Source organism: Pseudomonas sp. GL-R-26, from assembly GCF_019947365.1.
Classification (GTDB): Bacteria; Pseudomonadota; Gammaproteobacteria; order Pseudomonadales; family Pseudomonadaceae; genus Aquipseudomonas.
In genome coordinates this window covers 1-22,963 of record NZ_JAGYGI010000044.1, presented here as the reverse complement: position 1 = coordinate 22,963, position 22,963 = coordinate 1, and the positions used below count along the sequence as shown (strand labels likewise).

24 protein-coding genes are annotated in these 22,963 nt (G+C 60.1%); 12 read left to right on the top strand and 12 right to left on the bottom strand.

Annotation, left to right across the window (positions count from 1 at the left end):
* The first annotated feature begins 8 nt into the window (after nt 1-8).
* Nucleotides 9-578: an elongation factor P gene (locus tag KGA96_RS27560; protein ID WP_028619992.1), complete on the top strand. Its 570-nt coding sequence runs from the start codon at nt 9-11 to the stop codon at nt 576-578.
* Between the two features lie 96 nt (nt 579-674).
* Here the strand turns inward: KGA96_RS27560 and KGA96_RS27555 are convergent, their stop codons facing one another.
* From KGA96_RS27555 to KGA96_RS27540, 4 genes are all read right to left on the bottom strand, one after another.
* The gene (locus KGA96_RS27555; protein ID WP_046043388.1) at nt 675-1,688 is read right to left on the bottom strand and encodes an alpha/beta hydrolase; all 1,014 of its coding nucleotides are present in this window, start codon (nt 1,686-1,688) and stop codon (nt 675-677) included.
* A gap of 34 nt (nt 1,689-1,722) precedes the next feature.
* Nucleotides 1,723-2,142: an organic hydroperoxide resistance protein gene (locus KGA96_RS27550; RefSeq protein WP_046031808.1), complete on the bottom strand. Its 420-nt coding sequence runs from the start codon at nt 2,140-2,142 to the stop codon at nt 1,723-1,725.
* A gap of 269 nt (nt 2,143-2,411) precedes the next feature.
* A complete protein-coding gene (locus tag KGA96_RS27545; RefSeq protein ID WP_046043389.1) occupies nt 2,412-2,873 on the bottom strand; it encodes a MarR family winged helix-turn-helix transcriptional regulator in 462 nt (153 codons plus the stop codon).
* 67 nt (nt 2,874-2,940) lie between these two features.
* Complete coding sequence (locus tag KGA96_RS27540; protein ID WP_223515644.1) at nt 2,941-3,897, bottom strand: LysR family transcriptional regulator; 957 nt, start codon at nt 3,895-3,897, stop codon at nt 2,941-2,943.
* A 126-nt stretch (nt 3,898-4,023) separates the two neighbouring features.
* Between KGA96_RS27540 and KGA96_RS27535 the strand changes: the two genes are divergently transcribed.
* Nucleotides 4,024-4,758: a sulfite exporter TauE/SafE family protein gene (locus KGA96_RS27535; protein WP_223466014.1), complete on the top strand. Its 735-nt coding sequence runs from the start codon at nt 4,024-4,026 to the stop codon at nt 4,756-4,758.
* On the opposite strand, the gene KGA96_RS27530 is transcribed toward KGA96_RS27535, so the two are convergent.
* Nucleotides 4,748-5,602, bottom strand: coding sequence for a LysR substrate-binding domain-containing protein (locus KGA96_RS27530; RefSeq protein WP_046043391.1), 855 nt, complete (start codon nt 5,600-5,602; stop codon nt 4,748-4,750). The genes KGA96_RS27535 and KGA96_RS27530 overlap by 11 nt on opposite strands.
* Before the next feature lie 95 nt (nt 5,603-5,697).
* On the opposite strand from KGA96_RS27530, the gene KGA96_RS27525 reads away from it, so the two are divergent.
* Together KGA96_RS27525 and KGA96_RS27520 are read left to right on the top strand one after the other, a co-directional pair.
* Nucleotides 5,698-5,913 carry a DUF1127 domain-containing protein gene (locus KGA96_RS27525; protein ID WP_046043392.1) on the top strand — a complete coding sequence of 72 codons (216 nt, stop codon included), beginning with the start codon at nt 5,698-5,700 and terminating at the stop codon, nt 5,911-5,913.
* A gap of 64 nt (nt 5,914-5,977) precedes the next feature.
* Nucleotides 5,978-7,207: a winged helix-turn-helix domain-containing protein gene (locus KGA96_RS27520; RefSeq protein WP_223465990.1), complete on the top strand. Its 1,230-nt coding sequence runs from the start codon at nt 5,978-5,980 to the stop codon at nt 7,205-7,207.
* Between the two features lie 87 nt (nt 7,208-7,294).
* On the opposite strand, the gene KGA96_RS27515 is transcribed toward KGA96_RS27520, so the two are convergent.
* Nucleotides 7,295-8,641, bottom strand: coding sequence for a class II 3-deoxy-7-phosphoheptulonate synthase (locus KGA96_RS27515; RefSeq protein ID WP_046043395.1), 1,347 nt, complete (start codon nt 8,639-8,641; stop codon nt 7,295-7,297).
* A gap of 150 nt (nt 8,642-8,791) precedes the next feature.
* On the opposite strand from KGA96_RS27515, the gene KGA96_RS27510 reads away from it, so the two are divergent.
* Nucleotides 8,792-9,547: a spermidine synthase gene (locus KGA96_RS27510; RefSeq protein ID WP_046043396.1), complete on the top strand. Its 756-nt coding sequence runs from the start codon at nt 8,792-8,794 to the stop codon at nt 9,545-9,547.
* Nucleotides 9,548-9,721: 174 nt separating this feature from the next.
* Here KGA96_RS27510 and KGA96_RS27505 read toward each other — a convergent pair whose 3' ends face one another.
* On the bottom strand, nt 9,722-10,513 hold the full coding sequence (locus KGA96_RS27505) for a crotonase/enoyl-CoA hydratase family protein (protein ID WP_046043397.1): 792 nt from the start codon (nt 10,511-10,513) through the stop codon (nt 9,722-9,724).
* Between the two features lie 422 nt (nt 10,514-10,935).
* On the opposite strand from KGA96_RS27505, the gene KGA96_RS27500 reads away from it, so the two are divergent.
* A complete protein-coding gene (locus KGA96_RS27500) occupies nt 10,936-12,609 on the top strand; it encodes a DEAD/DEAH box helicase (RefSeq protein ID WP_046043399.1) in 1,674 nt (557 codons plus the stop codon).
* Between the two features lie 83 nt (nt 12,610-12,692).
* On the opposite strand, the gene KGA96_RS27495 is transcribed toward KGA96_RS27500, so the two are convergent.
* A complete protein-coding gene (locus KGA96_RS27495; RefSeq protein ID WP_046043400.1) occupies nt 12,693-13,460 on the bottom strand; it encodes a DODA-type extradiol aromatic ring-opening family dioxygenase in 768 nt (255 codons plus the stop codon).
* A 102-nt stretch (nt 13,461-13,562) separates the two neighbouring features.
* Between KGA96_RS27495 and KGA96_RS27490 the strand changes: the two genes are divergently transcribed.
* On the top strand, nt 13,563-14,219 hold the full coding sequence (locus KGA96_RS27490; protein ID WP_046043401.1) for a thiopurine S-methyltransferase: 657 nt from the start codon (nt 13,563-13,565) through the stop codon (nt 14,217-14,219).
* 201 nt (nt 14,220-14,420) lie between these two features.
* On the opposite strand, the gene htpX is transcribed toward KGA96_RS27490, so the two are convergent.
* Both htpX and KGA96_RS27480 read right to left on the bottom strand, forming a co-directional pair.
* The gene (htpX, locus tag KGA96_RS27485) at nt 14,421-15,311 is read right to left on the bottom strand and encodes a protease HtpX (RefSeq protein ID WP_046043402.1); all 891 of its coding nucleotides are present in this window, start codon (nt 15,309-15,311) and stop codon (nt 14,421-14,423) included.
* Nucleotides 15,312-15,627: 316 nt separating this feature from the next.
* The gene (locus KGA96_RS27480) at nt 15,628-16,839 is read right to left on the bottom strand and encodes a pyridoxal phosphate-dependent aminotransferase (protein WP_046043403.1); all 1,212 of its coding nucleotides are present in this window, start codon (nt 16,837-16,839) and stop codon (nt 15,628-15,630) included.
* A gap of 226 nt (nt 16,840-17,065) precedes the next feature.
* Between KGA96_RS27480 and msrB the strand changes: the two genes are divergently transcribed.
* The 3 genes from msrB (at nt 17,066) to KGA96_RS27465 (ending at nt 18,507) form a co-directional block, all read left to right on the top strand.
* A complete protein-coding gene (msrB, locus tag KGA96_RS27475; protein ID WP_046043423.1) occupies nt 17,066-17,461 on the top strand; it encodes a peptide-methionine (R)-S-oxide reductase MsrB in 396 nt (131 codons plus the stop codon).
* 102 nt (nt 17,462-17,563) lie between these two features.
* Nucleotides 17,564-18,049 (top strand): glutathione peroxidase, encoded by a 486-nt coding sequence (locus tag KGA96_RS27470; RefSeq protein WP_046043404.1) that lies wholly within the window; start codon nt 17,564-17,566, stop codon nt 18,047-18,049.
* Complete coding sequence (locus KGA96_RS27465) at nt 18,046-18,507, top strand: MarR family winged helix-turn-helix transcriptional regulator (RefSeq protein WP_223515641.1); 462 nt, start codon at nt 18,046-18,048, stop codon at nt 18,505-18,507. Before KGA96_RS27470 ends, KGA96_RS27465 begins: the two co-directional genes overlap by 4 nt.
* Here KGA96_RS27465 and KGA96_RS27460 read toward each other — a convergent pair.
* Nucleotides 18,491-20,851, bottom strand: a complete 2,361-nt coding sequence (locus KGA96_RS27460) for a response regulator (protein ID WP_046043406.1) — start codon at nt 20,849-20,851, stop codon at nt 18,491-18,493. The genes KGA96_RS27465 and KGA96_RS27460 overlap by 17 nt on opposite strands.
* Before the next feature lie 123 nt (nt 20,852-20,974).
* Between KGA96_RS27460 and KGA96_RS27455 the strand changes: the two genes are divergently transcribed.
* Together KGA96_RS27455 and KGA96_RS27450 are read left to right on the top strand one after the other, a co-directional pair.
* Complete coding sequence (locus KGA96_RS27455; RefSeq protein ID WP_223515638.1) at nt 20,975-21,865, top strand: ATP-binding protein; 891 nt, start codon at nt 20,975-20,977, stop codon at nt 21,863-21,865.
* Nucleotides 21,862-22,344 carry a GAF domain-containing protein gene (locus KGA96_RS27450; RefSeq protein ID WP_046043409.1) on the top strand — a complete coding sequence of 161 codons (483 nt, stop codon included), beginning with the start codon at nt 21,862-21,864 and terminating at the stop codon, nt 22,342-22,344. Before KGA96_RS27455 ends, KGA96_RS27450 begins: the two co-directional genes overlap by 4 nt.
* On the opposite strand, the gene KGA96_RS27445 is transcribed toward KGA96_RS27450, so the two are convergent.
* Nucleotides 22,345-22,963, bottom strand: a 619-nt coding sequence (locus KGA96_RS27445) for an HD-GYP domain-containing protein (protein ID WP_223515635.1), incomplete at its 5' end; no start/stop codon positions are given.

Sequence of the window (22,963 nt, the reverse complement as noted above, 5' to 3'; positions counted from 1 at the left end):
TATTCGCAATGAAAACTGGTAAAGAACTGAAACCCGGGACCGTGATTCGTCTCGAAAACGATCCTTGGCTGGTTCAGAAAGCTGAATTCACCAAGTCCGGTCGTAACAGCGCGATCATGAAGACCAAGCTGAAGAACCTGCTGACCGGTTACAAGACCGAGATCGTTTACAGCGCCGACGACAAACTGGACGACGTAATCCTCGACCGCAAAGAAGCGACCCTGTCCTTCATCAGCGGCGACACCTACACGTTCATGGACACCACCGACTACACCATGTACGAGCTGAACGCTGAAGACATCGAAGCCGTTCTGCCTTTCGTTGAAGAAGGCATGACCGATGTTTGCGAAGCGATCTTCTTCGAAGAGCGTCTGGTTTCCGTAGAGCTGCCGACCACCATCGTGCGCGTAGTTGACTACACCGAAGGTTCGGCTCGCGGCGACACTTCCGGCAAAGTAATGAAGCCAGCCAAGCTGAGCAACGGTACCGAGCTGCAAGTTGCTGACTTCATCGAAATCGGTGACAAGATCGAGATCGACACCCGCGAAGGCGGTTCCTACAAAGGCCGTGCCAAATAAGCACAGCTTCAGGAATGAAAAAGCCCGACCATTGAGTCGGGCTTTTTTGTGCCTGCGATTTCGGGTTCAACCAGAAACCCTGTGGGAGCGAGCTTTTTATTTCAGGTGTTGCTTGAGCTCTTGCGAAGCCTGCAACATCGCCGAACGCACCGCTGGCACCTGGCTCACCACGTTGAGCAAACCGTAGTCGTGGATCAGGCCGTTGTAGCGAACCGAAGTCACCGGCACTCCGGCCTCGTCCAGTTTGCGGGCGTAGGCTTCGCCTTCGTCGCGCAACACGTCGGCACCGGCGGTCTGCACCAGCGCTGGAGGCAATCCTTTCAACTGAGCGCTGGTCGCGCGCAGTGGCGAGGCGTAGATCTCATTCCGTTGATTGGCGTCGGTGGTGTAGTTGTCCCAGAACCACTTCATCATGTTTTTGGTGAGGAAGTGCCCCTCGGCAAACTGGTTGTAGGACGCGGTTTCGAAGTTGGCATCAGTCACTGGCCACAACAGCACCTGGAACCTGATCGCCGGTGTGCCCTTGTCCTTGGCCATCAGCGCAACCACCGCCGCCATGTTACCGCCGACACTGTTGCCGGCTACCGCCAGGCGCTTGCCATCGACGCTGATCTCTTTACCGTGCTCGGCCACCCATCGGGTTGCGGCATAAGCCTGGTTGATCGCCACCGGGTAATGCGCTTCCGGCGACGGCGTGTAGTTCACGAACACGGCCGCGGCACCCGAACCCATCACCAGGTCACGCACCAGCCGCTCGTGGGTCGGGAAATCCCCCAGCACCCAGCCACCGCCGTGGAAGAACATGAACACCGGCAGCTCGCCCTTGACCCCGGCCGGCCGGACGATGGTCAGGCTGATCGGTTGGCCGTCGACTTGAATGGTCTTCTGGCTGACATCGGCTTTTGGCAGCGTCAGCTTGACCCCGGCTTGCGCACCTACCAGAACGGCGCGGGCCTCGGCGGGCGTCATTTGCTCCATCGGCTTGCCGGTACCGGCATTCAGCACATCGAGGAATGCTTGGGTGTTGTGCTCAACCCCGCTACCTGCGAATGCGTTGCTGATGGACAAGGCGAGAAGGGTACCGGTCAAGACTTTGCTGAAAGTGTTCATGTTCGTTTCCTGTTCGGGCCTGGGTAGCCAGCGCTTAGACGGTTACGTGCAGACGCACATCGACGTTGCCACGGGTGGCGTTGGAGTACGGGCAGACCTGGTGGGCCGCGTCGACCAGTGCTTGTGCATCGGCTTGTTCAAGACCCGGCAGGCTGATGTGCAGGTCGATGTCCAGGCCGAAGCCGCCGGGGATCTGGCCAATGCCGACGTGGGCAGTGATCGAAGCGTCGTTCGGGATGCTGCGCTTGGTCTGGCTGGCCACGAATTTCAGGGCACCGATGAAGCAGGCGGAGTAGCCGGCAGCGAACAGTTGCTCAGGGTTGGTGGCTGCGCCGCCGGCACCGCCGAGTTCTTTCGGCGTGGCGAGCTTGACGTCGAGGATGTTGTCGCTGGAAACCGCACGACCGTCACGGCCACCGGTGGAAGTTGCGATTGCGGTGTAGAGAGTTTGCATGGTGAAAGCCTCGTTCAGGGTTTGTTTGTTTTACGCTAAATATTTGCGCGCTAAGTAATGGCGAGATGAATGTATCGCGCAAATATTTAGCGCACAAGATAAATAGTAAAATTAATTTGCCAGGACAGACGAACGGTTGAGAAGGATTGGCTGGAGCTATTGAGTTAGAGCGACTGGAGGTTTTACAGGCGGCTTTTTCGGAAGGGGAATCGGGTTCTGTGGGACAGCACAAAGCAAATGTGGGAGCGGGCTTTGTGCTGGCCTTGAAACTACAGGCTGTCTTGCAGGTGGCGACGCAGCTCCTGCAACTCCGCTTGCAGGTTTTGCAGACGCTCCACGGTCATCCCGCTGGCGCCGAGGATGCACTGGGGAACATCACGGGCCTTGTCACGCAAGGCCCGACCCTGTTCGGTGAGTTCGACGATTACCACCCGCTCGTCTTCGCGGCTGCGGGTTCGGCTGAGCAGGCCTTCGGCTTCCAGGCGCTTGAGCAGCGGCGTCAACGAGCCTGGATCGGTCAGCAACCGCGTGCTGATTTCACCTACGGTCAAACCGTCCCTTTCCCACAACACCATCATCGCCAGGTATTGCGGGTAGGTCAGGCCCAGCGCTTGCAGCAAGGGTTTGTAGACCTTGGTCATCATCAGCGAAGTGGAATGCAGGGCGAAGCAGGCCTGATTGTCCAGCAGCAGGTTGTCGCAGTTGTCCGGAGTGTTGCGCTCGGTGGTCATGTCGAAGCCTTGATCTGTGATCTCAAGAATCTAGCGGGCGAATCTTTAATGCGCCAGATAATTTTGATCAATGCCGCTGCAGATGGGTTTGCAGCGCCAGATCCCAGGGCGGAACCGGGCTGAAGCGGGTTTTCAGGTACTCCAGCAACAAGCGACTGCGGGAGTTGGGTTGCTGTTCCAGGCGCAAGGCATAGATGCCGGCGCTTTCCGGTTTCGGCAGCCCGCTGTCGCAGAACAGCGGCAACAACTCACCCCGCAACAGGTACTCGCTGGCCAGCCAGGTCGGCAGATGCGCGATTCCCAGCCCGGCCAATGCGCCGCACACCAGCGCCTCGGCATTGTTGGCGCTCATGCGGATCCGCGCCGGCCGGTGCAACTGCATTTGCCCGTCGCGCTCGAAACGCCAGGCGAAGGGCGGGGCCAAGCCATCCCAGTCGAGCCCGTCGTGTTCAATAAGATGTGTGGGCTCGGTCGGAACGCCGCGACGCCGCAAATAATCAGGGCTGGCGCAGGCGATACGCACCATGCTCGCCAGTGGCGTGGCCACCAGCCGGGTATCGGCCAGTTGCCCGGCGCGCAATACCAGATCGACCTTGCCCAGGTTCAGGCCCTGCATGTCGACGAAGCTGTCGATCAAGTGCAGTTGCACATCGAGCCCGGGGTAGAGCATCAGGAAATCGGCAATCACCGGTGCCAGGTGCCGGCGCCCAAAGGCTGCCGGCGCATCGATACGAATCAGGCCTTCCGGCGCGCTGCTCAGGGACACGGCCTCGGCCCGGGCCAGGCGCAACTCGGCGACGATCCGCCGTGCGCGCTCGGCAAAGGCCAATCCCGCCGGGGTGGCGCGTACCGCATGAGTGCTGCGCAGGAACAACTGACTGCCGACCGCGCTTTCCAGGCTGTCGATACGCCTTGCCACGGCCGAAGGGGTCAGCGGATGACGCCGTGAGGCGGCGGAAAAACTGCCGGTTTCCAGCACGTCAAGGAACAAGGCCAGTTGGTCGGTCAGTTGATTGGGGTTCATGGCAGGTTTGCGCTTGTGCGAATTTGGCACAGCCATTGTGCGATGCTGTGCGTTTCCGCGCCAGAAGCAACTGCGTAGGATCAAAGGCCTGATGGCAATGGGGAAAATGCGGTGATTGAGTTCTTGATGTATCTGGCGTTTGGCGCTGCGTTGGGCACGCTCGGCGGGTTGTTCGGCATCGGCGGCGGCCTGATCGCCATTCCGCTACTGGGCGTGCTGTTCGGGCTCGATCAGCAGATAGCCCAAGGCACGGCCCTGGTGATGGTGGTGCCGAACGTGATGCTGGCGCTGTGGCGCTATCATCAGCGCAACCGGATCGAACTGCGCCACGCGTTACCGCTGGCCATCATGGGGTTCTGCTTCGCCTGGCTCGGATCGATCTGGGCGGTGGGCATTGATGCGCAAACCATGCGCATGGGTTTTGTCGCCTTTCTAGTTGCGCTGTCGGCGTACAACCTCGTCCGCATGTTCGCCGCCAGCGCCCCGGCGGCTTCTCAGATGAACTACTCATGGCCCTGGCTGGGCCTGCTTGGCGCTGCATCCGGCACAATGGGCGGATTGTTCGGCGTGGGAGGCGCGGTGGTGGCGACACCGGTGCTGACCAGCCTGTTTGGCACCAGCCAAGTAGTTGCGCAGGGGTTGTCGTTGGCGCTGGCCTTGCCGAGTACGGGGGTGACGCTGGTGACTTACGCCGCGCACCATCAGGTCAGCTGGGTGATCGGCTTACCCTTGGCGATCGGTGGGCTGATGAGCATCAGTTGGGGCGTGAAGGTTGCCCACGCATTGCCGGAGCGGCTGCTGCGCGGGCTGTTTTGCGGGTTCCTGGTGTTCTGTGCGGTGATGCTCGCCTTCAAGGTTTGAAGCCATCGACAATGTGCTCGGCCAGGCACTCGGTGATGGGTGACGGGTTATGCAGGTTGCGCACGAGCATGATGCTGGCCTCGGGCAGTAGCGGCAGATCCTCGGCCTCGCCGAGGATGCGCATGTCCGCGGTGATCAGGCTTTCAAGTTGCGCCGTGACGGCCAGGCCGGCGCTGACCACCGCCATGATCGCTGACAGGCTGTCGCTGTTGTACGCCACCCGATAATCACGCCCCCGGGCATCCAGGGCGTTACAGGCCCACTGGCGGCAGAAGCAATCACTGTTGAACATCGCCAGTGGCAGCGGCGTCTGCTCATGAGCGCTGTAGCATTGCGCTTCGGCCCAGACAAAACGCTCCTTGCGCAACAACTGGCCGATTTCACTGCCTGGTTCGCGGGTGACGATGGACAGGTCGAGGTCCTGGCGCATCAACAGTTGTTTTGATGATTCGCAGTGCACTTCTATCTGAATCAGCGGGTAAGACTGAGCAAACCGGCGCAGAATCCCCGGGAGGAACCGCATCACATAATCGTCAGGCGTGCCGATGCGCACGGTGCCGACCATGTCGGGTTCACGCAAGGTGTTGAATACTTCGCTGTGCAGCTTGAGGATCCGTCGCGCATAGCCGAGCAACACCTGGCCTTCAGCCGTCAGTCGCACCTGCCGCCCGTCGCGCTGGAACAACTGGCGCTGCAGCACATCTTCTTCCAGTCGTTTCATCTGCATGCTGACGGCTGACTGGGTGCGGTTGACCATTTCGCCGGCGCGGGTAAAGCCGCCCTGGTCGGCGATGGCGACGAAGGTGCGCAACACTTCGGTATCGATACTCGGGTAGGCGGACATCCATCAATCTCCGAGATATGTGACATCAGAAACATTCGTTGGATTGATCTTAGACCCGGCGCGAGACTGGAGCCATCCAAACGGAGGGCAACAAGATGAAAGGTCAACACGAGTTCCACGGATCAGAAAAACACTCTATTCACGTGATATCCGATCTGCTGCACAAGGTCGGCCGCTGGTACGAACTGCATCGCGAGCGCGAACTGCTGGCGAGCTTGAGCGACGAAGCACTCAAGGACATCGGCATGAGCCGTGCGGATGTGGAGAACGAGTCGATCAAACCGTTCTGGAATGACCCGATGCATAAATGATGAAGGCCACGCTACACAAACCCCTTACCGGTGAGGTAGGTTGCGAGCAGACAAGGAGGCACTCATGCCCGCAACATTGTCCTTTACCCTCAAACAGGCTCGGCGTCTGGCGCTGGCCGCCCAAGGGTTCAACGGGCGGTCGTCGCCAGCGACGATCAAGGCTGCTGCGCTCAATCGCCTGATCGAGCGGCTGGGCATTCTGCAGATCGATTCGGTCAATGCATTGGTGCGTTCGCACTACCTTCCGCTGTTTTCCCGCCTCGGCAATTACTCATCCGATTTGCTTGACCAGGCTGCCTGGAGCCAGGGCCGGCGCCGTACGTTGTTCGAGTACTGGGGTCATGAAGCCTCGTTACTACCACTTTCCATGTACCCGTTGATGCGTTGGCGCATGCAGCGTGCGAGCCGTGGCGAAGACATTTATCAGCAATTGGCGCGCTTCGGCCGTGAACAGCAAGACACCATTCGCCGGGTGCTGGCTTCGGTCGAGGAGCAGGGCGCGCTGGGGGCCGGAAGTCTGTCGACCCGTCAGGAACGGGCCGGCTCCTGGTGGGACTGGAGCGCGGAAAAGCATGCGCTGGAATGGTTGTTCGCTGCCGGTGAAGTGACCGTTGCCGGACGGCGCGGATTCGAAAGGCTCTACGATCTGCCGGAGCGGGTGATTCCTTCGGAGGTGCTTGCGATCCCCGTCCTGAGTGATGACGAGGCCCAGCGCGGCCTGTTGCGGCATGCGGCAATGGCCTTGGGTGTCGGTACGGAGAAAGACTTGCGTGACTATTTCCGCTTGAACCCAGCGGACAGCCGCCCCCGTTTGGCCGAGTTGGTCGAGGCCGGGGAATTGCTGACCTGCGAAGTCCAGGGCTGGCGGCATCCGGCCTATTGTCTGCCCGAGCCAAAAGTGCCGCGCAAAGTCGTCGCCAGTGCATTGCTCTCGCCGTTCGATTCGCTGATCTGGGAGCGCAGCCGGACCGAGCGGCTGTTTGATTTCCGCTATCGGCTCGAGATCTACACGCCGCAGGACAAGCGGGTGTACGGCTATTACGTCCTGCCGTTTTTGCACAACGAGCGGATTGCCGCACGGGTCGATCTGCGCGCCGAACGGGGGGCGGGCCGTTTGGCAGTGCATGCGGTGCATGAAGAGGACGCGGGGCTGGATGAAGATGGGATGATGGTGTTGGCGGTCAATCTGCGGCAGATGGCGGATTGGCTGGGGCTGGCACAGGTTCAGCTCAATTGCCCGCGGGCCAGTGCGGCAAGGTTGCGGGTGGCATTGGCACAGATTGATGGTGACTGAGCTGGCCTCTTCGCGAGCAGGCTCGCTCCCACAGGGGAGCGCGGTCCAATGTGGGAGCGAGCCTGCTCGCGATGAGGGCGCCGGGATTTAGCGCCGAACCTGCTTCAGAGTCTCGGCAATCAAAAATGCCAGTTCCAGCGACTGATCGGCATTCATTCGTGGGTCGCAATGGGTGTGGTAGCGATCCGACAAGCCATCCTCGGTGATCGGTCGCGCACCACCGATGCACTCGGTCACGTTCTGCCCGGTCATTTCGATGTGGATACCACCGGCATAACTGCCTTCGGCTTCGTGCACCTGGAAGAACTGCTTCACCTCGCCAAGGATTTGCGCAAAGTCGCGGGTCTTGTAGCCGCTGCTGGCCTTGATGGTGTTGCCGTGCATCGGGTCGGAACTCCACAGCACTTGCTTGCCTTCGCGCTGGACGGCGCGGATCAGCTGCGGCAAGTGATCGCCGACCTTGTTCGCGCCCATCCGCGCGATCAGGTTCAGGCGACCCGGATCGTTCTGCGGGTTGAGAACGTCGATCAAGCGAATCAGGTCGTCGGGGTTCATGCTCGGGCCGACCTTGACCCCGATCGGGTTGTTCACCCCGCGCAGGAATTCGACATGGGCGCCGTCCAGCTGGCGGGTGCGGTCGCCGATCCACAGCATGTGGGCCGAGCAGTCGTAGTAGTCGTTGGTCAGGCTGTCGCGACGCACGAAGGCTTCTTCGTAGTTCAGCAGCAGCGCTTCGTGGGCGGTGAAGAAACTGGTCTCGCGCAGTTGTGGCGAGGTGTCCATGCCACAAGCGCGCATGAACGCCAGGGTTTCATCGATGCGGTCGGCCAGGTGGCTGTACTTTTCCGCCAGCGCCGAGTTGGCGATGAAGTCCAGGTTCCACTTGTGCACCTGATGCAGATCGGCAAAACCGCCCTGGGCGAACGCGCGCAACAGGTTCAGGGTAGCGGTGGACTGGTGATAGGACTGCAGCAGGCGTTCCGGGTCCGGCACGCGGCTTTTTTTGTCGAAGCCGATGCCATTGACGATATCGCCGCGGTAGGCGGGCAAGGTCACGCCATCGATGGTTTCGTCGTTGGCCGAACGCGGTTTGGCGAACTGCCCGGCCATGCGCCCGACCTTGACCACCGGACAGCCGGCGGCAAAAGTCATCACGATCGCCATCTGCAACAACACCTTGAAGGTGTCGCGGATTTTCGCCGCGGAGAATTCGGCGAAGCTTTCAGCACAGTCGCCACCCTGCAACAGAAATGCGCGGCCCTGGGTCACCTCGGCAAACTGACGGCGCAACTCCCGGGCTTCGCCGGCAAACACCAGCGGCGGATAGCTGGCCAGGGTCTGCTCGACCTGCTGCAAATGCGCGGCATCAGGGTATTGGGGTTGTTGCTGGATCGGCAAGGCGCGCCAGCTGTCAGGGCTCCAGGGTTGGCTCATCACGGTCTCTAGTGTTTTCGCTCGGACGTCCATGTTATCAGCAAATTAGTGCGTGACCTGTTCCTGTCGCTTCGCCGACAATCTCGCCTTTGCCGCTCTCTACCCGCGGTGTTATTGCGTTGCCGGCCCCGGTGACGATCAGGAGATGAAATGACTGAGGAGCGCGTCGAGCATCTGCTCGCCGAGGTACAGGACGAGTTCGGCGTGATTCGTGTGCTGGAAGTGGCCGATTACCGTTTTCTCGAGTTCGGTGATGCCATCGAGCAAAGCTGCGTGTTCACGGCCGATCCGAGCTGGCTCGAGTACGATTACACCCGGGCGATGCTGATCGGCGCGCTGTGCCACGAGCAACCGGAAAGTGCGCTGTTTCTTGGTCTAGGCGCCGGTACGCTGACCCAGGCCTGCCTCAAGTTCCTGCCGCTGGAAGATGTCGAAGCCATCGAGCTACGCCCGGACGTACCGCGCCTGGCCATTGAATATCTGGGGCTGGATGACGATCCGCGCCTGTACATCCGCATTGGCGATGCGCTGGAGCTGCTGGACACCGCCGAATCGGCGGACCTGATTTTCGTCGACCTTTATACCGACGTCGGTCCGGGTGTCGGGCATCTGGCCTGGAGCTTTCTGGAAAACTGCCAGAAGCGATTGAATCCGGGTGGTTGGCTGGTCATCAATCAGTGGGCTACCGATGATGGTAAACCCCTGGGCGCCGCCTTGTTGCGCGGTTTGTATCACCGACATTACTGGGAACTACCGGTGAAGGAGGGCAACGTGATTCTGATCGTGCCGTCGGAGCTGGACCAGGAACTGGACATGGACGGCCTGATCGCCCGTGCCGAAGCGCTGGCGCCGCGGTTGGGGTATTCGTTGCAGTCGTTGATCAAGTGCATTCGTCCGGCCACCTGAAAGTTGGTGAGATGACTGTGGCGAGGGGGCTTGTCGGACCGCCGCACCGCCCCGTTCGGCTGCGCAGCAGTCGTGTTTCTGGCTGGCGCGGTGTGTCCGAGTGAGCTAGGTGCAGGGATTTGGGGACCGCTTCGCGGTCCAACGGGGGCAAGCCCCCTCGCCACAAAGTTTATGTCAGCAACCCTTGAATACTCCAGGCCGCCGCTCCACCATCGACCGCACACCTTCCTTGACGTCCTCGCTGGCCATCAACTTCCTGACCAGCAGCGGCAACGCCTTTGCCGCCGCGTTTTCCCCTTCATAACGGGCCTGTCGCGCAGACATCAGCGTCGCCTGCACCCCAAGCGGTGCCTGCCGGGCGATCCGCTCGGCCAGTTCAATCGCCCGGGGCAGCAAGTCTTCACTGGCCATGACCTCCTGCACCAGACCCAGGTGCAAGGCATCACGGGCGTCGAATTCATCACCGGTCAATAACCAGCGCATGGCATTTCCCCAGCCGGAGACTTGATGCAGACGCAGGGTGGCGCCGCCGAATGGGAAGAGCCCGCGTTGCACTTCCATCTGCGCGAACCGGGTGTTGCTGGCGCACAGGTTGATGTCGGCGGCCAACATCAATTCGATGCCGATGGTCAGGCAATAGCCCTGGGCGGCGACGATCACCGGTTTGCTGACCCTGGGGCCTGCGAACACCCCCCACGGATCACAGCCGCCGGGCGGAACCTGCCAGCCATCTGCCAGAGTGACGCTGGCATTGACCAGGTCGAGCCCGGCAGTGAAGTGCTCGCCATGAGCGAACACCACCGCCACCCGCGCCTCGCTGTCGGCTTCGAACTCGCCATAGGCCAGGCTCAACGCGTTGAGCAGGTCGAGATCGAAGGCATTGCGCTTGGCCACCCGATCCAGACCGATCAGGAACACATGACCATGCCGTTCGCGGCTGACTCGACTGGAGTTGGGCTGATTCATGTGGCTGTCCTCGGTGTGGGAAAGGCGTGCCAGACCGGCGGTCTACACGGCAAAGGGTGAACCGTTTTAGCGCCATAACCCGCAAGGCCGGGCATTTGAAAAGTAGACGGCTGATCGATTATTCGCAAAGCCTGTTACACAACGGTGTATCCGGTGGATTTCCGATAAAAAAAGCTCCCTTTTTGGGTGAATTCCGGTATAGTGCGCGCCGGCCTTTAACCGGGCCGCGTTTAGGTAGCGCAATTCCCCGAAGCCAGCTTCGGCTGCACGTCCGCCCAGCGGACTCTCCCTTGACGATTCTTTTCATTCATTCGTTTTCGCAAATCCCCGCCGACAAAGCTGCCAGGGCGACTCTTGAGTCTCAACACGGCACGCGCAGCTTTGGAGCATGGGTCTTTGCGGATGCACTTAGAGGCAGACCCATGACCCAGGAAACCGGCGGCTTCGCCGCTTTTAATCTTAATCCGAATATTCTTGCAGCCGTCACCGCGACTGGCTACGAAGAGCCATCGGCTATTCAGCAGCAATCGATCCCGATCATCATGGCCGGTCACGACATGATTGGTCAGGCGCAAACCGGTACGGGTAAAACCGCTGCGTTCGCCCTGCCGATCCTGCATCGCATCGATCCTGCAAAGCGCGAACCGCAAGCCCTGATCCTGGCTCCAACTCGTGAGTTGGCGCTACAAGTTGCAACCGCTTTCGAAACCTATGCCAAGCAAATGCCGGGCGTAACTGTTGTGGCTGTCTACGGCGGCGCGCCGATGGGCCCACAGCTGAAAGCAATCCGTAATGGCGCACAGATCGTTGTCGCCACTCCGGGCCGTCTGTGCGACCACCTGCGTCGCGACGAAAAAGTACTGGCGACCGTGAACCACCTGGTTCTCGACGAAGCCGACGAAATGCTCAAACTGGGCTTCATGGACGACCTGGAAGTTATCTTCAAGGCCTTGCCTGTCACCCGTCAGACCGTATTGTTCTCGGCCACCCTGCCGCAGTCGATCCGTGCCATTGCTGAACGCCACCTGCGCGATCCGCAACACGTGAAGATCCAGACCAAGACCCAGACCGTTACCGCGATCGAACAGGCTCACCTGTTGGTTCACGCTGACCAGAAGACTTCCGCCGTTCTCAGCTTGCTGGAAGTGGAAGATTTCGACGCCCTGATCATGTTCGTGCGTACCAAGCAAGCGACCCTGGACCTGGCCAGTGCCCTGGAAGCCAAAGGCTACAAAGCCGCTGCGCTGAACGGTGACATCGCCCAGAACCAACGTGAGCGCGTGATCGAGTCCCTCAAGGATGGCCGTCTGGACATCGTTGTGGCGACCGACGTTGCTGCTCGTGGCCTGGACGTTCCGCGCATCACTCACGTGTTCAACGTTGACATGCCGTACGATCCAGAGTCCTACGTTCACCGTATCGGCCGTACCGGCCGTGCCGGTCGCGAAGGTCGTGCACTGCTGCTGGTGACTCCGCGTGAGCGCCGCATGCTGCAAGTGATCGAGCGTGTAACCGGTCAGAAGGTTGCTGAAGTTCGCCTGCCGGACGCTCAAGCCGTTCTGGATGCGCGCATCAAGAAACTGACCAACAGCCTGTCGCCGCTGGTTGCTGATGCCGAATCGACTCATGGCGATCTGCTGGATCGTCTGACCGCCGACATCGGTTGCACCCCGCGTGCCCTGGCCGCTGCTCTGCTGCGCAAGGCTACCAACGCTCAAGCGCTGACCCTGGCCGCTATCGAGAAAGAACGTCCACTGGTGCCGAACAATGCACCGCGTGGCGATCGTCCAGAGCGTTCCGGTGATCGTCCTGAGCGTGGCGACCGCGAGCGTCGTGCTCCGATGCCACTGGGCGAAGGCCGTGCACGTTGCCGTACCGCGCTGGGCGCGCGTGACGGTATCGCTGCCAAGAACCTGCTGGGCGCCATCCTCAACGAAGGTGGTCTGGCGCGTGAAGCGATCGGTCGCATCCAGGTGCGTGACAGCTTCAGCCTCGTCGAGCTGCCGGAAGATGGTCTAGAGAAGTTGCTGACCAAGCTGAAGGACACTCGCGTTGCCGGCAAGCAGTTGAAGCTGCGTCGCTACCGCGAAGATTGATCCGCTCTCGGGCTGATTGATCGAACATGAAAAATCCCCGACTGGTTCGGGGATTTTTTTTGCCTGCGAAACAGCCCTGTGCTTCAGCCGAAGCGGTAGATGTCCATGCCCAGTGCACCCATGGTGAAGCCCTGGTGGGCAACGCTGAACGGCCCGCCGGCGGCGCGGGCAAAGTAAAGTGGCAACAAGTGTTCGTCGCTGGGATGGTTGCGCACAGCATTCGGTGCTTGCGCGCGGTAGTCGTGCAATGCGGCTTCGTCATTCGCTGCGAGTTTGTCGATCATCCAGTCGCGAAATGCCTGGGCCCAGGGCTCAACGCTCTCGGGGCCGGCATGCCAGTCCAGTTCCCGCAGGTTGTGAGTGATGCTGCCGGAGCCGATCAGCAGGACGCCTTGCTCACGCAGGCTGGCCAGCGCGTGGCCAACGCGGGTCTGTAGGGCAGGGCCGCCACGGGTGGGCAGCGAAACCTGGACAATCGGGATGTCTGCCTGCGGATACATCAGCGATAACGGCACCCAGACGCCATGGTCGAAAGGCCGATTGCTGTCGATACGTACTGGAAAACCAGCGGATTTCAATAACTCGGCAACCTCTGTGGCGAGTGATGGGTCGCCGGGAGCCGGGTACTGGACTTCGAACAGGGCTTTGGGAAAACCGCCGAAGTCATGCCAGGTTTCCGGTTGTGGATTGCCGCTGACCAACAGCTCATTGCTTTCCCAGTGCGCGGAAACAATCACGATGGCCTTGGGCTTGGGTATCTCGGCGGCCAGGCGGGTGAGTGCTGGCCCGCTGGCGCCGGGTTCCAGGGCGAGCATGGGGGAACCGTGGGATATGTACAGGCTGGGGAACATGAATGAGCTCCTGAGAGTTAAGATGCAACATCTTCAGTCAGATCATTAATCTAAATCTAATATAAGTTTTAGGGTGTTTTGATCGAATTTTCGGGGTTATTTATGCAGCCGGAGTTTTGGCACAAGAAATGGGCGGCGAACCAGATCGGCTTTCACCTGCCGCAGGTGAACCCTCATCTGAAGCGGTTCTGGCCAGCGTTAAGCCTTGAAGAAGGCGCACGCGTGTTGGTGCCGTTATGTGGAAAAAGCCTGGATTTGCTATGGCTCGCCCATCAAGGCCATGAGGTCTTGGGAGTCGAGCTGTCGGAAAAAGCCGTCGAGGAGTTTTTCAGCGAGCATGGCTTTGATCCCGCCGTCAGCGAGCAGGGGCCGTTCAAGGTTTATCGGGCGGGCTCCATTGAGCTGTGGTGCGGCGATTTCTTCGAGCTGACGGCAGGCGATGCTGCCGATTGCTCCGCACTTTATGATCGCGCGGCGTTGATTGCGCTGCCGGCGGAAATGCGAGAGCGTTACGCCGCCCATTTGAAGCGGATTCTGCCGAAGGAGTCCCTTGGCCTGTTGATCACCCTGGACTATGACCAGGCGCAAATGCCCGGCCCGCCGTTTGCTGTACTCGATGATGAGGTGCGGCGGTTGTTCGGGGACTCATGGGCGCTGAAGATCCTGGAAGATCAGGATGTGTTGAGCGAGAGCGGGAAATTCCTGGAGGCGGGTGTCACGCGGCTGGAGGAGCGGGTGTATCGGGTTTCCAGTCGGTAATAGTGGCTGGCTTTACTGGCCTCATCGCGAGCAAGCTCGCTCCCACAGTTGATCGGGTTGAACCACAAGATTTTCGGTCGGCCCCAATCCCATGTGGGAGCGAGCCTGCTCGCAAAGGGGCCCTGAAAACATCGAAACATTCCAGCAGACAAAAAAAGGCCCGCATCGCTGCGGGCCTTTTCATTTTTGCTGTGAAGTCTCTTAGCTCCGACGACGAGCCAGAGCGTCGATACGCTCTTCCAGCGGCGGGTGGCTCATGAACATGCGAGCGAACCCTTGCTTGATGCCACCGTTGATGCCGAAGGCGTTCAGGGTGTCGGGCATGTGCACCGGGAGCCCTTGTTCCGCCCGCAGGCGTTGCAGGGCGCCAATCATCGCGGCGGTGCCGGCCAGGTTTGCACCGGCTTCGTCGGCACGGAATTCGCGCTTGCGCGAGAACCACATGACGATGGCGCTGGCCAGGATGCCCAGAACCAGTTCGGCGAAGATGGTCGCCACGTAGTAGGCAATGCCCTGGCCTTCTTCGTTCTTGAAGATCACCTTGTCGACGAAATTGCCGATGATCCGTGCGAAGAACATCACGAAGGTGTTCACCACGCCCTGGATCAACGCCAGGGTAACCATGTCGCCATTGGCTACGTGGCCGATTTCGTGGGCCAGGACGGCTTTCACTTCATCCGGCGAGAAGCGCTCGAGCAAACCCTGGCTGACCGCGACCAATGCGTCGTTCTTGTTCCAGCCGGTGGCGAAGGCGTTCGCCTCGTAGGCCGGGAAGATACCGACTTCGGGCATCTTGATCCCGGCTTCGCGGGACAGTTGCTCGACGGTTTGCAGCAGCCATTGCTCGTGACGGGTGCGTGGCTGGGTGATGATCTGGGTGCTGGTGCTCATCTTCGCCATCCACTTGGAGATGAACAGCGAGAACAAGGAACCTGCGAAACCAAAGACCGCACAGAAGATCAGCAGCTGATTGAGGTTGAGGTCAACCCCATTGGCCGCCATGAACCCGTTGAAGCCGAAAAGGCTCAGGGTGATGCTGGCAATCAGCACGACCGCCAGGTTAGTGGCCAAGAACAGCAGGATGCGCATCATGGTTGTAGAAATCTCCTCAAGCTAAAGATGTAGCGTACTGCGGGGTATATAAGGTGCTGCACCGGGGTATTCAACCGGGTGACTATTTCAAACTGTGTCCTACGGCGACAGTCTAGCTGCTTGCAGGGCATTTCCGACAAGTGTGCGGGAAGTGTTTGTCAGTCAATTCGTGTCGAAGGCCCCGCCTTTGTTAGGCGCGAGCAGGCAAGGTGATATCCGCCAACGGGCAAAGGGGCAGCCAGTGGCGCAATGCAAACAAATGTTGCCGGATGAATCACCGTGCGACGTTCGGCGACGTCGCACGGTGACAGATCGCTTACTGGCGGTAGGACTTGAGGAAGCCGCCGATGCGTCCGATGGCCATCTCCAGGTCATCGACACGGGGCAGGGTCACGACGCGGAAGTGGTCTGGCCATGGCCAGTTGAATGCGGTGCCTTGAACCACCAGCAGTTTCTCGGAGAGCAGCAGGTCGAGGACGAATTTTTCGTCGTTATGGATCGGGCAGACCTTTGGGTCGATCCGCGGGAACGCATACAGCGCGCCCATCGGCTTGACGCAGCTCACGCCCGGAATGTCGTTGAGCAACTCCCAGGTGCGGTTGCGTTGCTCCAGCAGGCGACCCTGGGGCAGCACCAGGTCATTGATGCTCTGATAGCCACCCAGGGCGGTCTGGATCGCATGCTGGCTCGGCACGTTGGCGCACAGGCGCATGTTCGCCAGTATGTCGATGCCTTCGATGTAGCTCTGGGCATGGTGTTTCGGGCCGGAAATGGCGATCCAGCCGGAACGGAAACCGGCCACGCGATAGGACTTGGACAGACCGTTAAAGGTCAGGCACAGCAGGTCCGGCGCCAGGGAGGCGGTGCAGATGTGCACGGCATCGTCGTAAAGGATCTTGTCGTAGATCTCGTCGGAGAACACTACCAGGTTGTGCTGGCGGGCCAGTTCCAGCATGCCCAGCAGCACTTCCTTGGAATACACCGCGCCGGTCGGGTTGTTCGGGTTGATGATCACCAGGGCCTTGGTGTTCGGGGTGATCTTGGCCTTGATGTCGGCCAGGTCCGGCCACCAGTTGGCTTGCTCGTCGCACAGGTAATGCACCGGATTGCCGCCGGACAGGCTCACGGCTGCGGTCCACAATGGATAGTCCGGCGCCGGCACCAGCACTTCGTCGCCATTGTTGAGCAGGGCCTGCATCGACATCACGATCAGTTCGGAAACGCCGTTGCCCAGGTAGATGTCTTCAATGCCGACGCCTTCCACCTGCTTTTGCTGGTAGTACTGCATCACGGCCTTGCGCGCACTGAACAGACCCTTGGAGTCGCTGTAGCCCTGGGCGGTCGGCAGGTTGCGGATCACGTCCTGGAGGATTTCATCCGGTGCTTCGAAACCAAAGGGCGCCGGGTTGCCGATGTTCAGCTTGAGGATGCGATGGCCTTCCTCTTCCAGGCGCTTGGCGTGCTTGAGCACCGGGCCGCGAATGTCGTAGCAGACGTTGGCGAGCTTGTTCGATTTGCTGACCTGCATGGCGATGTGTTCCCGAAAATGAACGATCCAGACGGCGTTTGGGCAACCGTGCTGGGAATCCTGCGTATTCACACAGGCCTGACGCCTTGAGATGCAGCACCCATATTTCCGTTTGAATGCGCGTGGTCTGGCTGCCAGACTGGCGTTTGACGAGGCGCAATCATACGTGCCGCCCGATCCGTGGAAAAGGTACAGATCGGGCTTTTTCAGCCGCTGAGGTGTGATGATGGAAAAGTTGGAAAAAACCCTGGAAGAATGGAAGGCGATGCTCGACCCAGAGCAGTACAACGTGTGCCGCCTCAAAGGCACCGAACGTCCGTTTTCCGGTAAATACAACGCCACCAAGACCGACGGTATCTACCACTGCATTTGCTGTAGCGAGCCGCTGTTCGACTCCAGGACCAAGTTCGATTCCGGCTGCGGCTGGCCGAGTTTCTACGCGCCGATCGGCGACAGCGCCATGACCGAGATCCGTGATGTCAGCCACGGCATGATCCGCACCGAAGTGGTCTGTGCCAAATGCGACGCGCACCTGGGGCATGTATTCCCTGATGGTCCGCCGCCGACGGGCCTGCGTTATTGCATCAATTCGGTGTGCCTGGACCTGGTACCGCGCGAGTAAGTCCCCGAAGCGATCCGATGATCGCTTTCCCGATATTTAAATTGCACACAATTCAATTGCTCGCTACTTTGTTGATTCTTCCATTCATTCGGAACCTCAAACATGAGCGACAACCTGCTGAGCATCCCTTGCACCACGATCAAGGGTGAGCAAAAAACCCTGGCGGATTTCGCCGGCAAAGCCGTGCTGGTGGTCAACACGGCCAGCAAATGCGGTTTCACTCCGCAGTACAAAGGCCTGGAAGAGTTGTGGCAGACCTACAAGGAACAGGGCCTGGTGGTACTCGGATTTCCCTGCAACCAGTTCGGCAAGCAAGAGCCGGGCAACGAAGGGGCGATCTCCGAATTCTGCGAGCTGAACTTCGGTGTCAGCTTCCCGCTGTTCAAAAAGATCGACGTCAATGGTGCCGACGCCCATCCGCTGTTCGTGCAATTGAAAAAGCGCGCACCGGGGGTGCTGGGTTCCCAGGGCATCAAGTGGAATTTCACCAAGTTCCTGATCGGCAAGGATGGGCAACTGGTCAAGCGCTTCGCTCCGGCGACCAAGCCGCAGGACCTGACCCGCGAGATCGAAGCCCTGCTCAAATGAATACCTTGTCAGTCGATTCCCTGAAGCTCGACAGCCAGCTGTGTTTCAAGCTCTACGCGGCTTCCCGAGCGGTGATTCGCGCCTACAAGCCGATGCTCGATCAGTTGGGCCTGACTTACCCTCAGTACCTGGCGATGCTGGTTTTATGGGAGTGGCAGGAAGCGGCCCCGGAGCAACCGACCGTCAAGGCATTGGGCGAGCGTCTGGCCCTGGATTCCGGCACGCTGACACCCTTGCTCAAGCGCCTGGAACAACTGCAACTGGTGCAGCGTCAGCGTTCGGCACGCGATGAACGTGAAGTGCATCTGAGCCTGTCACCAGCCGGCACGGCCTTGCGCGACCAGGTCGGGCCACTCAAGGCGCGCCTGTTGTGCGACAGCGGGGTCGATCAGAATCGTCTCAACGACTTGCGCGATGGCCTCGATCACCTGTTGGGGCAGATCAAGGCGCTGTCGTAGCGGGGATCCACAGGTCCAGCAGGGCGGCCAGTTCTTCGCGCCGGAAGGGTTTGGCCAGGTAGTCGCTCATGCCCGCGGCACGACAGCGTTCGCGCTCCTCCGACATGGCGTTGGCCGTCAGGGCGACGATGGGCAGTTGGGGCCAGCGTCCGCTGCGGCGGATTTGCCGGCTCGCTTCATAGCCGTCCATCACCGGCATGTTGCAGTCCATCAGCACCAGGTCGAATTCCCGTTGCTCGAGTTGATCCAGGGCCTCTCCACCATGAGCCGCAGTGGTGACCTCGCAGCCGAGTTTGCCGAGCATGCCCTTGGCCACCAACTGGTTGACCGGATTATCTTCCACCAACAGCACGCGTCCGCGGCGTAGCGGGCATTGCGTGTCGAGCCGGGCCTCATTGATCGGGTGGGTTTGCGGTTGCAGGATCCGCTGCAACGTCTGAAGCAGCGTACTGCGGGCCAAGGGGCGGGCCTGTTGTTGCAGGGGGGCGAGGGCGTTGACCTCTTCGCTGGGCATGAAGTTGCCATAAGCGGTGATCAGCAGGATCGGCGCGCTGAGGGTGGGGCGCAAACTGAACAGGCATTCGGGGCAGTCGGTGATGAGCACGTCGGCTGCCAGGCCAAGCAGTGAGTCATCCATGGAACGCCGTTCATAGTCCAGCCCCCAGCCAGGCAACAGACTGTTGAGCAACTCGCCCAGCCCGCTGCTGGCGGCCGTGATGGCAATGACTTTGCCCTTGAGCGAAACAGCAGTTGCACGGGTATGGCTGGGCAATGGCAAATCCGCGCAGAACTGGCTGCCAAAGCCCGGCTCGGAGCTGATCGTCAGGCGCCCTTGCATGGCTTCGCAAAGGTTGTAGGTCAGGGCCAGGCCCAGCCCGGTGCCGCCAAACTGGCGGGTAATACCGACACCGGCCTGGGTGAAGGGCTGCAAGATTTTGACCTGGGCATCCAGAGGGATGCCGATGCCGGTGTCGCACACTTCGATTCTGACGCCGTCACCGAACGTCGACAGGCGCACGTCGACCCGCCCGAAACGGGTGAACTTGAGGGCGTTGGACAGCAGATTACTGACGATCTGCCGCACCCGGGTCGGGTCGCCAAGCACCAGTGCCGGGAAATGCGGATCGATCAGGCAGGTCAGTTCGACGCTGGGGGCGGCGTTCTGCGACAACAGGTTGGCGGTGTCTTCGATCAGCGAACCGAGGTCGAAGGGGATGTGTTCAAGTTCGAGTTGGCCGGCATCGAACTTCGACAAGTCGAGAATATCGTTGAGCAACTCCACCAGCACTTTGCCCGAGTCATGGGCGATCGACAGTTGCTGCTGTTGTTCGGCATTCAACGGCCCGTCGAGGGACAGCGCGATCATCCCGAGCAAGCCATTGAGAGGCGTGCGAATTTCATGGCTCATGTTGGCCAGGAACACCGAGCGGGCATCGGCCATGTCGAGGGCGGTACTGCGGGCGACTTCCAGTTCCTCGTTGGATTGGCTCAGCCGGGTGTTGATCGCCTTGAGTTCGGCGGTGCGGGCCGAGACGATGTTTTCCAGTTGGCCCAGATACTCGGTCAGGCGGTTTTCCGCGTTGCGCCGCTGCTGGATTTCGGTGGCGATGTTCTTGAATTGCTGATTGGCAACCTTGACCAGCACGCCGATCTCATCGTCGGCGTGTACGACGGGACACTCCAGTGAGGTCGGCTCGGTGCTGCTCGGGTCGCGACCGCTGAGTTCACGAATGACCCGCACCAGGGGTTTGGTCAGCATCACATAGAACAGCGCCAGCAGGATGCCGGACAACAGCAGGCTGCGGGCGAAGCCATTGATCAGGGTCACTTCGGCCCGGCGCAGGAACCGGTCGCCGAAGGCGTAAGTGTCGACGTTCAGCCGCAGCGTACCCAGGGATTCGTTGGGTAAATGATCCAGGTAAAGCCGGTCTTCGAACTGTCGGTTGGCGCCGAACAGGAAGTCACTGAGCATCCGGTATCCGTTTTCCACACCGGGTCGCTTGACGTTGGCCAGCACGGTGCCGTTGTTGTCGGTCAGTTTTGCGCCGATGATCGCTGGCGAGCGTAGCAGGCCCTGGGTCAGTTCCTTGGCGAGTTCGGCGTCGATGTTGTAGGCGATTCGCGAGGCCGGATTGTGGCTGATCTCCAGTAATGAAAGGATTTCACGATTGATGGAGGCGTCTTCACTGGCATAATCGATGCCTATTTGCAGCAGGCTGAGCAGCGTGCCCAGAATGAAACCGACCAGCACGGTAAGCCGGGCTTGCTTGAATGACAGCCGGTTGGTGAATTTGATGTCCATGAGGGGGTGAACCACTTCGGTTTCCTTTCGCTGCTCAAGCATAGCCGATCATGCCTGCCTGCTGATGTTCTCGCGAGGCCTGTATTGCGGGGGCAGCCGCTTGTGTGACGCTGTGTTTCGTCGCTGTATCACCATCATTACTGTGAACGTGCCTGAGGAGAAGTCGTGGACTCTCGATTGAATGCTTTTCTTGAACGCGCCGATGCCGTTCTGGCCCGTATCGAGCCGTTGCTGCCGGCGCCACGGCCCGCCATCGACTGGACGCAATGCCTGGCCGCGCGCTGGCAGCGTGAGTCGCGCGGCGGTTATCTGATGCCGCTGGAAGTCAGCCTCGACATGCGTTTGTCGGATCTGATCGGCGTCGACCGGCAAGTCGAGCAACTTGGGCGCAATACCCAACAGTTTCTCGACGGCATGCCGGCCAACCACGCCTTGCTCTGGGGCTCGCGCGGCACCGGCAAGTCGTCGCTGGTGCGCGCCTTGCTGGCTGAGCACGCTCAAGCCGGTTTGCGCTTGATCGAGATTGAACGTGATCACCTGGCAGACCTGCCGCGAGTGGTCGAACAGATCGGCAAGCTGCCCCAGCGTTTCGTGCTGTTTTGCGATGACCTCTCGTTCGAGTCGGGCGAAGGTGATTACCGGGTGCTCAAGAGCGTCCTCGACGGCTCGCTGGAACAGGCTCCGGACAATGTTTTGCTGTACGCCACGTCCAACCGTCGCCACCTGGTGCCGGAAAAGGAAAGTGACAATGAAAACTGGAAACGGGTCGACGGCGAACTGCATCCGAGCGAGGCGGTGGAAGACAAGATCGCGCTGTCGGACCGTTTCGGTTTGTGGCTGTCGTTCTATCCGTTTACCCAGGAACACTTCCTAAACGTCGTCGAACACTGGATCGGCCAGTTGGCCGGCAAGGCCGGATTGGCCTGGCAGCGCAGCGAAGAGCTGGACATTCTGGCGGTACGCTGGGCCACCGGCCGAGGCAATCGCAATGGGCGTTGCGCCTATCAATTTGCCCGTTATTGGGTCGGGCTGAAACTGTTGGAGCACAAGGCATGATCGATTTACAAAAAAGCGGCCAGGGCCTCGAAGGCTACGGAATGCTGCACGCACAGCTGGAATCATTGCTGGCGGACGAGCGGGACTTCATCGCCAATGCCGCACAGTTTTCGGCGTTTCTGTTCAACCAACTCGATGACTTGAATTGGGCCGGTTTCTACCTCAATCGTAATGAGGAACTGGTGCTGGGCCCGTTTCAGGGGCAGATCGCTTGCGTGCGGATTCCGTTCGGTCGTGGCGTTTGCGGGGCGGCGGCGGCCACCTTGCAGACTCAACGAGTCGAAGATGTGCATGCGTTCCCCGGTCACATTGCCTGCGACAGCGCCTCGAACAGCGAACTGGTGGTGCCGCTGGTCAAGGACGGCATATTGATCGGTGTGCTCGACCTCGACAGTCCGAAACTCGCGCGTTTCACCGCGCAGGACCAGGCCGGGATCGAACAGCTGGCGGCGATTTTCCTGCGCCTGACCGACTGCTGATCAAGACGCCAGGCCGGCCTTGGCCAGTAGGCCCGAGGCGTCCACCGTATCGATCTGCCCGGGGTCGAGGAAGCGCCTGGCGTACTGCAAATAGATCTGTGCCTTGATGAACAGCCCGAACAGTTCCGGGTCGATGTGGGCATCACGGCACATGAACGCCATGATGCCCAGCGCCTCGCTCAGGGTCTTGGCTTTTTTGTAGGGGCGGTCGGCGGCCGTCAAGGCTTCGAAAATATCGGCAATCGCCATCATCCGCGCTGGCAGGCTCATTTCTTCTCGCTTCAAGCGTTTCGGATATCCGCTGCCGTCCATTTTTTCGTGGTGCCCACCGGCTATTTCCGCGACGTTGCGCAAGTGCTCGGGGAACGGCAGATGGTTGAGCATCAGAATCGTCTGAACGATGTGGTTATTGATGACATAGCGCTCCTCGCCGGTCAGTGTGCCCCGGACAATGCTCAGGTTGTACAGCTCGCCCCGGTTGTATTTGTGGGGCGGAACGTCGAGTTTGAAGGCCAGGGGATTGTCTTGCGGTATCACTTCGTTTTCGCTGCGTTCGAACAGGTGCTCGGGTTTGTCCGCCAGTAACGGTTCGCTGACGGGCAGGGTGGGGGCTGTCTCT